At 50.4% G+C, this 13,415-nt stretch carries 12 protein-coding genes and 3 pseudogenes; 14 read left to right on the top strand and 1 reads right to left on the bottom strand.

Features of this window, described 5'->3' with window-relative positions; genetic code table 11:
- Nucleotides 1-102: 102 nt before the first annotated feature.
- The 11 genes and pseudogenes from H8711_RS05065 to mobQ form a co-directional block, all read left to right on the top strand.
- Nucleotides 103-525, top strand: a pseudogene (locus H8711_RS05065) (phage antirepressor KilAC domain-containing protein); the annotation flags it as partial.
- Nucleotides 526-548: 23 nt separating this feature from the next.
- Nucleotides 549-860, top strand: a complete 312-nt coding sequence (locus tag H8711_RS05070) for a DUF5720 family protein (RefSeq protein WP_008723307.1) — start codon at nt 549-551, stop codon at nt 858-860.
- Between the two features lie 100 nt (nt 861-960).
- Complete coding sequence (locus tag H8711_RS05075) at nt 961-1,461, top strand: PcfB family protein (protein WP_117515807.1); 501 nt, start codon at nt 961-963, stop codon at nt 1,459-1,461.
- Nucleotides 1,458-2,258 (top strand): annotated as a pseudogene (locus H8711_RS14335) (recombinase family protein); the annotation flags it as partial. The gene H8711_RS05075 and the pseudogene H8711_RS14335, both read left to right, overlap by 4 nt.
- An 18-nt stretch (nt 2,259-2,276) precedes the next feature.
- Nucleotides 2,277-3,665 carry a recombinase family protein gene (locus tag H8711_RS05085; RefSeq protein ID WP_430413568.1) on the top strand — a complete coding sequence of 463 codons (1,389 nt, stop codon included), beginning with the start codon at nt 2,277-2,279 and terminating at the stop codon, nt 3,663-3,665.
- A gap of 79 nt (nt 3,666-3,744) precedes the next feature.
- Nucleotides 3,745-3,960 (top strand): transposon-encoded TnpW family protein, encoded by a 216-nt coding sequence (locus H8711_RS05090; RefSeq protein WP_249282461.1) that lies wholly within the window; start codon nt 3,745-3,747, stop codon nt 3,958-3,960.
- 135 nt (nt 3,961-4,095) lie between these two features.
- On the top strand, nt 4,096-4,398 hold the full coding sequence (locus H8711_RS05095; RefSeq protein ID WP_249282462.1) for a hypothetical protein: 303 nt from the start codon (nt 4,096-4,098) through the stop codon (nt 4,396-4,398).
- An 84-nt stretch (nt 4,399-4,482) separates the two neighbouring features.
- Nucleotides 4,483-5,043 (top strand): RNA polymerase sigma factor, encoded by a 561-nt coding sequence (locus tag H8711_RS05100; protein WP_249282463.1) that lies wholly within the window; start codon nt 4,483-4,485, stop codon nt 5,041-5,043.
- Nucleotides 5,040-5,888, top strand: coding sequence for a hypothetical protein (locus tag H8711_RS05105; RefSeq protein WP_007887193.1), 849 nt, complete (start codon nt 5,040-5,042; stop codon nt 5,886-5,888). The genes H8711_RS05100 and H8711_RS05105 overlap by 4 nt, the downstream gene beginning before the upstream one ends.
- A gap of 152 nt (nt 5,889-6,040) precedes the next feature.
- A complete protein-coding gene (locus H8711_RS05110) occupies nt 6,041-6,334 on the top strand; it encodes a DUF3847 domain-containing protein (protein ID WP_117492712.1) in 294 nt (97 codons plus the stop codon).
- Nucleotides 6,335-6,567: 233 nt separating this feature from the next.
- On the top strand, nt 6,568-8,082 hold the full coding sequence (gene mobQ / locus H8711_RS05115; protein WP_430413566.1) for a MobQ family relaxase: 1,515 nt from the start codon (nt 6,568-6,570) through the stop codon (nt 8,080-8,082).
- A 77-nt stretch (nt 8,083-8,159) separates the two neighbouring features.
- Here mobQ and H8711_RS05120 read toward each other — a convergent pair whose 3' ends face one another.
- On the bottom strand, nt 8,160-8,579 hold the full coding sequence (locus tag H8711_RS05120; RefSeq protein ID WP_099571277.1) for a nuclear transport factor 2 family protein: 420 nt from the start codon (nt 8,577-8,579) through the stop codon (nt 8,160-8,162).
- A gap of 89 nt (nt 8,580-8,668) precedes the next feature.
- On the opposite strand from H8711_RS05120, the gene H8711_RS05125 reads away from it, so the two are divergent.
- The 3 genes and pseudogenes from H8711_RS05125 (at nt 8,669) to H8711_RS05135 (ending at nt 13,403) form a co-directional block, all read left to right on the top strand.
- The gene (locus H8711_RS05125) at nt 8,669-10,546 is read left to right on the top strand and encodes an AAA family ATPase (protein WP_249282464.1); all 1,878 of its coding nucleotides are present in this window, start codon (nt 8,669-8,671) and stop codon (nt 10,544-10,546) included.
- 156 nt (nt 10,547-10,702) lie between these two features.
- Nucleotides 10,703-11,431, top strand: a pseudogene (locus H8711_RS05130) (type IV secretory system conjugative DNA transfer family protein); the annotation flags it as partial.
- A 91-nt stretch (nt 11,432-11,522) separates the two neighbouring features.
- Complete coding sequence (locus H8711_RS05135; RefSeq protein ID WP_003509377.1) at nt 11,523-13,403, top strand: DUF4368 domain-containing protein; 1,881 nt, start codon at nt 11,523-11,525, stop codon at nt 13,401-13,403.
- Nucleotides 13,404-13,415 lie beyond the last annotated feature (12 nt).

The raw sequence follows: 13,415 nt of genomic DNA on the forward strand, positions 1-13,415 counted from the left end.
CTCCTTTCTCCGCCATGATACAAAAATACCGCCCGTAGTCTCGTTTGGGCGGTACTTTGTGTAAGATTGGCAGTCCATTATTAAGTTTTTTATTATGTTCCCTTTGTACACCGTTGCAAGTTGTGGGAGATAGCCACTTCTCCGGAAGCTCTGATAAAGCTCTGCTCCGAGCTGCTTGCTGAGCGGGAAGAAAATGCGTCGCTACGAGAGGAAAATGCCCTGCTGGAGAGTAAGGCAGCCTTTTATGATTTGTTCATCGACCTCAATCACAGTACCAACCTCCGCACCACCGCCAAAGAGTTGCTTGTCCCGGAGCGTCGGTTTGTCCGTTTCCTTCTGGAAAAGCGTTTTGTGTACCGCACCGCATCCGGTAATGTACTGCCCTATGCAAAGCCAGCCAATGAAGGACTGTTTTGTGTCAAAGACTACTGCAATCACGGGCATATCGGCTCCTATACGCTGATAACCCCGCAAGGCAAACTCTACTTTGCTCAGCTGAGAGACATGATTTTGATGGTTGTATGAGAGTGGGAAAGGAAGTGAGTTTTATGCCAGAAGGCAAAACAATCGGTCAGCTGATGGAAGAAATGCGCCAGAAAGCTGGAGCGCAGAACTATCACGGCCATGACTACATGGATCTCCAGCGATTTGCTGAGAACACCCGGCACATGATTATTTTTGATGTGCTGACGCATGACTCCCCGGTGGGCTGGAAAGGTGAACGAACCCGCCTGTTTTTGTCAGATAAGGGCTATGAAAAAGCTCTGGACAGTCAGGCAAAGGGACAGATCAAGATTCTCAGTCATGCAAAGGTCAGAAATGGAGATTTGCTCTATGACCGTTCTGAGCAAATTCGTTGAGGGCGGTTCGATGAAGAAATACCTTCTCCGGCGGCTGGTGGTCCCGCCTTAGAAATAAATGCACCACCCCTGCACATTTTGTGGAAAGGAGGCGATGAAAATGCAGGAAGAAGTGGAAAACAGGACTTTAACGCTGGTTGTCAGCGGAACAAAGTTCACCGGCAGGCTGCTCAAAGCCGCCATCAGCAAGTACCTTGCCCACCGCAAGGAAAAGAAGCTGCAAAAGCAGAGAAGCCGTGACGCGCCTGTGAAGCCCCAGGGCAAGCAGACGGTGAAACAGCTGATTGGTCAAAACCAAGGGGTTTCCAACATCGAGATCACCGACCCCTCCATCAAGGAGTTTGAGAAGATCGCCCGGAAATACGGCGTGGACTATGCGGTGAAGAAGGACCGCAGCAGCTCCCCACCCAAGTACCTGATCTTTTTCAAGGGTCGGGACGCGGATGCCCTGACCGCTGCTTTTACCGAGTACACCGGGAAAAAGGTCAGAAAGGCGGAGAAATCCGAGCGCCCGTCCGTGCTGGCAAAGCTGAGCCAGTTCAAAGAACTGGTAAAACACGTCGTCGTGGACCGGAACAAGCGGAAGGAGCTGGAACGATGAAAAAGCAGCTGAACATCAAAAAGCTCATTTTGCTGAATCTGCCGTATATCCTGATGGGGCTTTTCTCCACCAACTTCGGTGAAGCGTGGCGGATGGCCGTGGGTGCGGACGCTTCGGCAAAAATGCTCTCGTTCTTCTCCACGCTGCCGGTGGCGCTGGCCAGCTGGTGGCCCAGCCTGCACCCGCTGGACCTGCTGGTGGGCCTGTGCTGCTGCGGCGGCCTGCGGCTGGCTGTGTACCTGAAAAGCAAGAACGCCAAGAAGTACAGGCACGGCATGGAATACGGTTCCGCCCGGTGGAGTGCATAATCTTAACTGTAAACAACGACTTTATGGACGCAGGAGGATATGCACATGAGCAATTACAATAAAATCACAGCCCTTTACTCCCGCCTTTCCGTAGGCGACGAGGACAGGGACGGTGGCGAGAGCAACAGCATACAGAACCAAAAAATCTTTTTGGAAAACTACGCCAAAGGGCAGCACCTAACCAATATCCGGCACTACATTGACGACGACGAAAGCGGCAGGTTTTTTGACCGTTCTGCTTACTCCCGCATGATTGAAGATGTGGAAAGCGGAAAAATCGGTGTGTGTATTATGAAAGACCTTACCCGCTGGGGGCGCGACTATCTCCAAGTCGGAAACGCTATGGAGATTTTCAGACGGAACAATGTGCGCTTTATCGCAGTCAACAACGGCATAGACAGCGAAAACCCCGACACATTAGAGTTTGCCCCCTTTATCAATATCATGTCGGAGTGGTACGCAAAGGACATCAGCAAAAAAGTGAAAACGGGCATTAAGACCAAAGGCATGAGTGGAAAACCGATTGCCACCGAAGCCCCTTATGGCTATATCAAAGCCCCGGACAACAAGGATTTTTGGATAATCGACGAGGAAGCCGCCGAGGTTGTACGCCTTATTTTCCGTCTGTTTTTGGATGGGAAAAACCGAAACCAAATCGCCGTATATCTGACGCAGGAGCAAATCCCAACCCCCACTTTCTACATGAAAGACCGAGGACGGGGAACTTGTAAAAATAAGACGCTCAACGAGGATAACCGTTACAAGTGGAACAAAGCCACCTTGACCCATATCCTCACGCGGCAGGAGTATTGCGGCGATGTAGTCAATTTCAAGACTACAAAGCATTTCCGGGATAAGCGAAACCACTATGTAGACAGAAGCCAGTGGCACATCACAGAAAATGTACATGAGCCGATTATTGACCGCACCGACTTTGAAAATGTGCAGCGGATTTTGGAAAACGCACCTGTCAAACGCCCCAACGGGGACGGAGAAATCCACCCTCTGTCCGGCTTGCTTTTCTGTAAAGACTGCGGCGCAAAAATGCACATTCGCATAGATTACAGGAACGGCAGCAAGCGTCATGTTGCCTATTGCAGCGAGTACCACAAGGGAAAAGCCAAAAATCCCAAGTGCAGCTCCCCACACATCATGGACGCGGATCTGCTTATGCAGACCGTCGCAGATGTGCTGAAAAAAATTGCGGAATACTCTATCAGCAACCGGGCAGAGTTTGAAGCCTTAGTGAAAAAGAGCCTTGCCATGCAGCAGACTGACAAGACAAAGAAACAGCAAAAGCGTATCCCGCAAATCACGACGCGCCTTGAACAGATTGACAAGGTACTGAATAAACTTTATGAGGACAACGCGCTGGGAACTATCCCGCAAGACCGCTATGAGCAGATGTCGCAGAAGTATTCAGAAGAATACTACACACTGAAAGCAGAACTTGAACAACTTAGGGAGCAGTTATCCGCTTTTGAGAACGCGGGAGGACGGGCACAGAAGTTTGTAAAGCTGATAGACCGTTACGCTGATTTTACCGACCTTACCCCGACTATCCTCAACGAGTTTATCAGCCGGATTGAAGTGCATGAGCGCGACAAGAAAAGGGCAAAACAGGCTATTCAGCATATCGGGATATACTTTAACCATATCGGCAGATTTGAAAATGAACTGACACAGCTTGCAGAGCCGACAGAGCAGGAAATCCGGCAAATGCGGGAGGAAATCGAAGAAGCAAGAAAGGAAAAGAGCCGCGCCTACCACCGTAACTATTCAAGAGAATACCGGGCGAGAAATCTTGAAAAGCAACGGGAGTATGACCGTATCAAAGCGCGGGAATATCGGGCGAAGAAAAAGGCGCAGGCTGCCGCCGCACTGTCCGCACCATAAAACAGAATAGCAACATCATAGAGGGATTTTCCGAACTACGGGAAGTCCCTTTTTTACGCCCGGAGAAAGGAGTAATCTATTGACAGAAAAGAAAGAAACACCCACCCCGCTGACTAAGCCGGACGGAGTTATCACGACACAGAGGAACGGGCAGACCATTGTTGCGGAGCTGTTTTTCAATCCCAACGGCACAGAAACATTCTCCGACAAGCTGCTGAAAACGATACTTGCTGACAGTTTGCGCTTTTCTGCGTCTGACGGTCAAGAGCCGGAAAAAACAGAAATCTTGCGATAACAGCCGCCCCGACGATACATTTCCCCGTTTGGGCGGTTTTTATCGTCAAAAACGCCGTTTTCCACAAGTCAAGAGCCGAGGAAAACACCCGAAAAATGCCCCTATTGCGTAACAGGGGCGCAGAAAGGAGCTTGCATGAGAACAGGGCTTACCAAACAGGAAAAGACCACTGATATATGGTTTGACGAGAAAGACCCCCTTATCCATATCCGCACCCACAACACCGACCTCAAAAGGCGGCTTGCCGCTTATGCCGAGCAGTACCCCGACGAGTGCTGCAAGACCGACACAGACCCCGACACAGGCTGCATGGAGTTTGATATTGCAAAGGGGCGTTTCTCTTTCCGTCTGACCGCCCCATACAGCGAGGAACGCCGGAGAGCCGCCAGCGAAGCGGCGAAAGCTAACGCAAGCAATCTCACGCGAAGTGTGGTATAATTTTTTTGAAAAAGTTTGAGATTTGATGTAGTATTCGCCGCTAAAACCGTAGTATATAGGTGAAGCCGGAAAGGAGGCGGTGTGATGATAGACGATGAAAAAATCATAGAAATGTTTTTCGAGCGTTCAGAGCAGGGCATACGGGAACTGGACATAAAATACGGAAAAGTTTGCCACAATCTTTCCTACCATATCGTAGGCAGCAGACAAGACGCGGAGGAATGTGTAAACGACGCTTATTTAGGCGCATGGAACGCCATTCCCCCGGCACGACCTAACCCGCTGCTATCTTATCTTGTTAAAATCGTTCGGAACATTTCACTCAAAATCTATTGGAGAAAGGAAGCAGCCAAACGGAGCAGCCATTACACGATTGCTTTGGAAGAAATTGAAGCCTGTATAGCAGCCCCGAATACAGTAGAAGCAGAAATCGAAGCCAAAGAGTTAGCCCGTATCATTGAAGCATTTTTAGACACGCTGACTACCGAAAACCGCGTTATTTTCATGCGCCGCTATTGGTTTTCCGACAGCTATAAGGACATAGCCGAGTTTATGGGGCTTTCAGAAAAAAACATTTCTGTCCGGCTGACCCGTATCCGCGAGAAGATGAAGCAATATTTGATTGAAAGAGAGGTATTCGTATGAATGCAAAGAAGTTTTCCGACGCTATGAGCGAGCTTGACACAAAATATGTCGATGAAGCTCTCAACTACAAGAAGAAAGCCAAAAAGCCCATTTGGGTAAAGTGGGGGGCTATTGCAGCTTGCTTGTGCTTGATGATACCATTGACCGCATTTGCCGTTGATATAATTCAATATAATGCAGCGGTTGATTATCTCAATTCTCTCGGCATTGCTGTTGAAGATTTGAGCGACTATTCTCATAAAGAAATAAAAGAAGCTGCAAAAACGATTGACGCAGGAGAAAGTAACCCGTTGACTGAAGAAATCCTTAGTCTAATACCAGAAAACAAGGAACCGCTCGATACACCGACGCAGGTAACATCTGAGCAAATAAAAGAACTAACACCGACCATGACAAGAGAAGATGTTCTTTCTCTTTTAGGTGACACACAAGATGTTGGCTCAGGCATTTATATATATCTTTACGAAGTAGACCAACAATACCTGCTGCGTATTCCTTTTGCAAGCGATGAAGCACAATTAGGTGTAACAGGAGAAGATTTGCTAAAAGCATTGGTTCCCATTTCTGGAGATATTGCTCCTATGGTCTATGTAAATGATACGCTTTATCAAATCGTTGACTCTCAACCCAACTTCGCAGATGAAAAAAGTTCTTTCAATTTGTTAGGAAAAATCGAAAACACAGTTAGTTCTTCGGAAGAACCAAAAGAAAATTTCCAAGCAAATGATGATATTGTAGGGGCTGCGGTTTATCAGTACGGCGATAACATTGTCGTTGAGTTTGAGGGAAAATACTGGTTATATGAACACTATCATAACACAGACTTTGACGGAAACTCAGACTGATATGCCCCACGCCCAAACAAGCCATACTTCTGATGAAAAAGTATCCGAACAAAACCTTCTTGCAAAGTAAATAAGTTTTCTATTTTACAAGGGCAGCCGAGAAAATCGACTGTCCTTTTTCTATGCTTATGAGCAGAAAGGAGCGACCAACCATGACAAAGCCAAGAGAGAAAACCCGCGAGGAGTTGCAAGCCGAGATTGAGGACGGAAAGAAGAAAATCCGGCAGTTTGAGAACCGAGAAAAGATGTTGCGTCAGAAGCTATCCAAAGAGGAACGCAGAACGCGCAGCCACCGCCTTATTGTCCGGGGCGCGGTCTTTGAAAGCATTGTGCCGGAAGCAAAGAACATGACCGACGAGGAAGCCACAGCACTTCTCCGGCTTGCCTTGACGAGTGAACCAGCGCGGGAATATCTGAAAAAACGAGCAGAGGGAGCGAAAAGCTGAAAATCCCTTAGGAACTAAGGGCGCACTTATACACCCTTACGGGCGTGTGCGCTCTGCCGAGGGCTTGTCTCCGCACAGGGAGATTTCCCCGCGCTCCGATATGGCGGCTTTGCCGCAACAAGGGGCTGCACCCCTTGCGCCGCTTTGCGGCTATCCCTGCACACCCACAAAAACAGTACACCCGCCGTTGGCGTCTGTACCATTTTTGCGGGTTTTATTATCCTATCCGGGAGGTGATACCCATAGCCATTTACCATTGGAACATCGGCATTGTGAGCCGAGGAAAAGGCAAATCAGCCGTTGCCGCAGCCGCCTACCGAAGCGGCGAAAAGCTGACAAACGAATGGGACGGAATGACCCATGACTACACCCGCAAAGGCGGCGTTGTCCATACAGAGATCATGCTGCCGCCCCACGCGCCACCCTCTTTCTCTGACCGTTCAACCTTGTGGAACAGCGTGGAGCTTTACGAGAAAGCCGGGAACGCCCAGCTTGCAAGAGAGATTGACGCAGCGCTCCCCATAGAATTATCCAGAGAGGAACAGATCCGGCTTGTCCGGGAATACTGTTCCTCTCAATTTGTTTCCAGAGGAATGTGTGTGGATTTTGCCATTCACGACACCGACAAGGGCAATCCCCATTGTCATATTATGCTTACCATGCGCCCCCTTGACGGGCGCGGCGCGTGGGCGGCAAAGTCCAAAAAGGAATATGACCTTGATGAAAACGGTGAGCGTATCCGCTTGCCAAGTGGCAGATATAAGACGCACAAGGTTGACCTCACGGGCTGGAACAGCCAAGAGAATGCGCTTGTTTGGCGCAAGGCATGGGCTGATATTTCAAACGACTATCTTGAGCGTGCCGGAAGCCCGGAGCGTATCGACCACCGCAGTAACGCCGAGCGCGGCATTGAGGAACTCCCCACCGTCCACATGGGCGTGGCGGCTTGCCAGATGGAGAAGAAAGGTATCGCCACCGAGAAAGGCGAACTGAACCGAAATATCCAAAAGGCAAACCGCCTTATCCGGGAAATCCGGGCGCAGATTGGGAAGCTCAAAGAGTGGATTGCCGACCTGTTCAAAGCGCGGGAAACCGCCCCGAAGCAGCCGCCGCAATCTCCCAACCTTGCAAATCTGTTGATGAAGTATTTGAGCGTTCAGAGAGAAAAGAGCCGGAAGTATTCGCAGAGTTGGCAGCACCAACACGCAGCCGACGAACTGAAAACCATAGCGGCAGCGGTCAACTATCTCTCCGAGCATGGTATCTCTAATCTTGATGAGCTGGACGCTTCTCTTTCCTCTGTCAGTGATAAAGCCTATTCAATCCGGGAGGGAATGAAAACCGCCGAGGAACGCATGAAGAAGCTACAAAAGCTAATTGAATACGGGAAGAACTACACAGAGTACAAGCCCATTCACGATGAACTGAAAAAGCTGCAAAACGGCTGGACAAACAAGCGCGACAAGTACGAGGAAGCCCACCACGCCGAGCTGACCCTATGGAACGCGGCAAGCCGCTATCTCCATGCAAATCTGCCGAAAGGAACAAAGACCTTGCCTATTGCGGAATGGGAACAGGAATATGCTGACCTCAAAACACAGAGGGACAGCGATTATACCAAACTGAAAGATACCCGCACCGAGGTTGCCGAGCTTCAAAAAATCCGCAGGTGCGTGGATATTGCACTCCGCGCCGACCAACCGGAACAGACGCAGAGCCGCACCAAGCGGCAGGAACAGGAGCGATAAAGAAAAGGACGGGCAAGCTGTTTTACTTGTCCGTCCTAAATGTTTTCCGATAAAATGGACGCTATTGATTCCTAATATTAAAACCAACTTGCTCTTTCGTCCCTAAATTCGGGCAGGTCACTATGCTCATAAGGATTATAATTATTCAAATTGCAACCAAACTCTTTCAATGATTTTATTTTATTATCCTTTGTCCATTCAACCAGGGAAATTCCATCAAATTCCTCTATGCTCCCATTGTTCATTTCATTTTTGAAATACCACTCCACAATCGTCTGATTTCCTTTGTGGAAAAATTGTTTGATTTCCCAAGCAACGACTTTGCCACGAGTATTCCATTCCTGAAACCAGTGTTTTACGATTTGACGGTTATTATATTTTGGACTCCAACTTTCAGTATAAATTACATCTTCTGCAAAAATATTATCAATACCTAAATCCTGTTTTGTAAGCCACATTTCAAACCATAAGTGAATAATTCTTTCTCTTTCATTCACAATCCAGCACCTCACTAACTTCCGATTTTTCGGTTTCATTCTACATCAAAACTATGAACAATTCAACCACAGAAAGAGAGGTATCAGCCATGTATTACACCCAAGAACAGATAGACCACGCCAACCAAGCCGACCTTGTTTCTTTCCTGCAATCACAGGGCGAGCAGCTTACCCGCGCCGGGAATGAATACCGCTGGAAGCGGCACGACAGCTTGACCGTCCGGGGAAACAAATGGTATCGCCACAGCCAGAGCAAAGGCGGCGGCCCCGTTGATTTTGTCATGGAGTTTTTCGGCAAGAGCTTTACCGAAGCCGTTGAACTGCTGACAGGAGAAAAAGGCGCAGCACCGCCGCCGGACAGACCAAGCCCCGCGCCCATTTCTGACTTCCGACTACCGCCCCGCAGCACCGACAACAACATAGCGAGGAACTACCTCACAGCAGCCCGCCGCATTGATGAAGATGTGTCGGGCTTTTTTCTTTCCAATGGCGACATTTACGAGGAAGCCGCCCACCATAACGCCGTATTCGTCGGCAGAGATGAAAGCGGCATACCGCGATACGCCCACCAGCGCGGTACAGCCGGGAGCTTCCGGCTTGATGTGAAAGGCAGCGACAAAGCCTTTAACTTCTGCTACCGGGGCGAGGGCGAAAGATTGTTTGTCTTTGAAGCCCCCATTGACCTGTTATCGTTTCTCTGCCTGTTCAAAAAGGATTGGCAGAAGCAAAGCTACCTGTCATTGGGCGGCGTGGGAGAAAAAGCCCTCTTACGCTTTCTCTCTGACCGTCCGAACATCAAGACCGTTTTTCTCTGCCTTGACAGCGACGAAGCCGGAAACGATGCTTGCAGCCGCCTTGTGAAGCTCATGCCGGAGGGCTGCGCCGTCCACCGGCTTATCCCTCTTTTCAAGGATTGGAACGAGGTGTTGCAGCACCGGGCGGAAATCACAGACGGAAAGTTTTTGCGGGAAGCAGTCTACGGCTTGAAAGAGCCAACCCAGGAAGAAACCGTTGAGATTATCCGCATGAGCGAGGTTGACACACAGACCGTTGAATGGCTATGGGAGCCGTATATCCCTTTTGGGAAAGTAACCATAGTACAGGGCAACCCCGGCGAGGGCAAGACCACTTTTGCCCTACGCCTTGCCGCCGCCTGCACCACCGGGGGAACGCTGCCGGGAATGAAGCCCCTGCCGCCATTCCAAGTGATTTATCAGACCGCCGAGGACGGGCTGGGCGATACCGTCAAGCCGCGCTTGATAGAAGCCGCCGCAGACCTTGACCGGGTGCTTGTGATAGATGAAGCCAAACGGGAACTTACCCTCTCCGATGAGCGCATAGAAAAGGCAATCACGCAGAACGGGGCGCGTCTGATTATCCTTGACCCCATACAGGCGTATATGGGCGACAAAGCCGACATGAACAAGGCAAACGAGGTCCGCCCCATTTTTCGCCGCCTTGCCGAAGTTGCGGAGCGTACCGGGTGCGCCGTTATCCTTATCGGACATCTCAACAAAGCTGCCGGAGGACAGAGCGCATACAGGGGCTTAGGTTCTATCGACTTTAGAGCCGCAGCAAGGAGCGTCCTTTTAATCGGGCGCGTGAAGCGTGAGCCGAATGTGCGCGTTATCATTCACGACAAATCTTCCCTTGCGCCGGAGGGAAAGCCCGTTGCCTTTTGCCTTGACCCGGAAACAGGCTTTGAGTGGATAGGCGAATATGATATAACTGCCGACGAGCTGCTGTCCGGCGCGGGCGGCAACAACGCCACAAAAACCGAACAGGCTGAAAAGCTGATACTTGACCTACTGGCAGACGGAAAAGAGCTTGCCAGCGAGGACATAGAGAAAGCCGCAGCCGACGCGGGGATTTCTGCCCGTACTGTCCGGGCGGCAAAGAAAAACCTTGACGGGCGCATTACCTCAAAGCGCATTGGCGCGGCATGGTATCACGCTCTTAAAAAGTGAAACGGCAAAATCCAAGTGGCAAAACCCAGATACCTTGCCACTTTGCCACTTCGCCACTTCAACCTCAAAACCACCGCCCCATGTATGACCGCATGGGGCTTTATCGTGGAAAAAAGAGCCTATGTTGCGTCAATAACTCAAAAAAGCACTTGACAAAACGCTTCATGGGGAACCCATGAGGACATTACACCCTACATCGACCCGGTATTCCAGAACAATGTGATTCTGACGAAAACGGAGAGCCTGACAATGAACAGCCGCCCCAAGGACCCAAAGACCGCCAGAAACAAAAATGTGCTGGTGATTGGCGGCTCCGGTTCCGGTAAGACCCGCTTCTGGCTCAAACCGAATCTGATGCAGATGCACAGTTCCTATGTGGTCACAGACCCGAAGGGAACCATTTTGGTGGAGTGCGGAAAAATGCTCCAAAGGGGCGCACCCAAGCTGGGGAAAGACGGAAAGCCTATGAAGGATAAGCACGGCAAGGTCATTTATGAGCCGTACCGAATCAAGGTCCTAAATACCATTAACTTCAAGAAGTCCATGCACTATAACCCTTTCGCCTATATCCATAGCGAAAAGGACATCTTGAAGCTGGTAACAACGCTGATCGCCAATACCAAAGGCGAAGGCAAGGCCGGAGACGATTTCTGGGTAAAAGCAGAAACCTTGTTGTACTGCGCGCTTATTGGCTATATCCATTATGAGGCTCCGGTGGAGGAACAAAACTTCTCCACCCTCATTGAGTTCATCAACGCCATGGAAGTCCGTGAGGATGACGAGGAGTTCAAAAACCCCGTAGACCTGATGTTTGATGCACTGGAAGCCGAGAAGCCAAACCACTTTGCGGTGCGCCAGTATAAGAAATATAAGCTGGCCGCCGGAGATGTATGCTCTAAGTGACTTCTTAATCATGGTTTTTGTCATGGTTAGTGAAGCAGTCACTTAGAGCATTTTCATTTCAGGAGGTACAGCCATGAGAAACGAGAAAATCACCCCACTGTATGAGCGTTTGAGCCGCGATGATGAGTTACAGGGCGAGAGCAACTCCATAAGCCATCAAAAGCAGATGTTAGAGGATTTTGCCCGCCGGAATGGGCTGCCCAACCCTACGCACTTTACCGATGATGGTATCTCAGGCACCCGGTTTGACCGCCCCGGATTTTTGGCGATGATGGAGGAAGTGGAGGCAGGGCGTGTAGAGGCAATCGTCATCAAGGACATGAGCCGGTTAGGGCGTGACTATCTGAAAGTCGGCCAGGTCATGGAGATTTTGCGGCAGCGCGGCGTCCGGTTAATTGCCATCAATGACGGTGTGGACAGTCTGAAAGGCGATGATGATTTTACCCCGTTCCGCAACATTATGAACGAGTTTTACGCCCGCGACACCAGCCGGAAAATCCGCTCTGTGTTTAAGTCCAAAGGCATGAGCGGCAAGCACCTGACCGGCACCGTTATCTACGGCTATCTGTGGGACGAAAAGCGGGAACACTGGCTTGTGGATGAAGAAGCCGCCGCTGTGGTACGCCATATTTTCGCGCTTGCGATGGAGGGCTACGGCCCCTATCAGATCGCAACCAAGTTGTCAGAAGAAAAAATTGAAATGCCAGCCGTTCACCTTGCCCGCTATGGCGAGGGAGTGAACAAGAATAAGGCCTTTGCGGATATTTATCGTTGGAGTGCCTCTACCGTTGTTGAAATCCTGAAAAAACAGGAGTATTTAGGCCATACGGTCAATTTCAAAACCCGCAAGCACTTTAAGGACAAGAAAAGTCACTATGTTGACGAAAGCGAATGGACGATTTTTGAGAACACCCATGAGGTCATTATCGACCAGGAAACCTTTGACAATGTGCAGCGTATCCGGGGAAACGCCAGACGCTACCCGGACGGCTTTGGGGAGGCCCATCCCCTGACCGGCCTGATGTACTGCGCCGATTGCGGCGGCAAGATGTATGTTCACCGCACATACAACGGCAAGCGCGTCCCGCAGTACACTTGCGGCCAGTATGGGAAGTATCCTATCGGCTCCCTTTGCCCTACACAGCACCGTATCAAGGCCGAAGCTGTTCTGACCCTGATTGCCGATATGCTCCGGGCCATCGCGGAGTATTCCAGGAATGACCGGGCCGAGTTTATCCGCACCGTCCAGGAAACGCAGGTAGCCCAGCAGACCGCCGACATATCCAAGAAGCGGAAACGGCTGGCCGCCGCCCAAAAGCGGGCCGGGGAACTGGAAAAGCTGATTTGCAAAATCTATGAGGACAACGCCCTGGGTAAGCTGCCGGACGCCCGGTATGAGGCCCTGGACGCACAGTACGCCAAAGAGCAGGACGCCCTCAATGCGGAAATCGTGGAATTGGAAAAGGCCGTTACCGGCTATGAGCAGAGCCGGAAATCTGCGGAGAAGTTTATTGCCCTGATTGACAAGTACGAGAACTTCGACACGCTGACAAACACCATGCTCAACGAGTTTGTAGAGAAAATCCTTGTCCATGAACGCGCCCGTAAAGGCAGCCAGGATACCACACAGGAGGTTGAAATCTACTTCAACTTTGTGGGCCGCTATATCCCTCCTGCCTTGCAGCCGGTTCCCCTGACCCCGGAGGAACAGGAAGAACTGCGGAAGAAGGAGGAACGCAAGGACAGGCTTCACCAGAACTACTTGCGCCGCAAGGCTAATGGCAAGCAGAAGGAATGGGAAGAACGCTACAACGCCAAGCGCAAGGCGAAAATGGAGGCAGCAAAGGCCGCGATCCGGGCCGAGGATATGGAGAAGGGCATTTTTACCACCGTCAGCCAGTTACCCAGGCAGGAGCCGCGCAAGGCCACCTTACCGGCCAGCGCCGCAGTTTAACCATCACAGTGC

Origin of the sequence: Ligaoa zhengdingensis (genome assembly GCF_014384885.1) — a bacterium.
Classification (GTDB): Bacteria; Bacillota; Clostridia; order Oscillospirales; family Ruminococcaceae; genus Ligaoa; species Ligaoa zhengdingensis.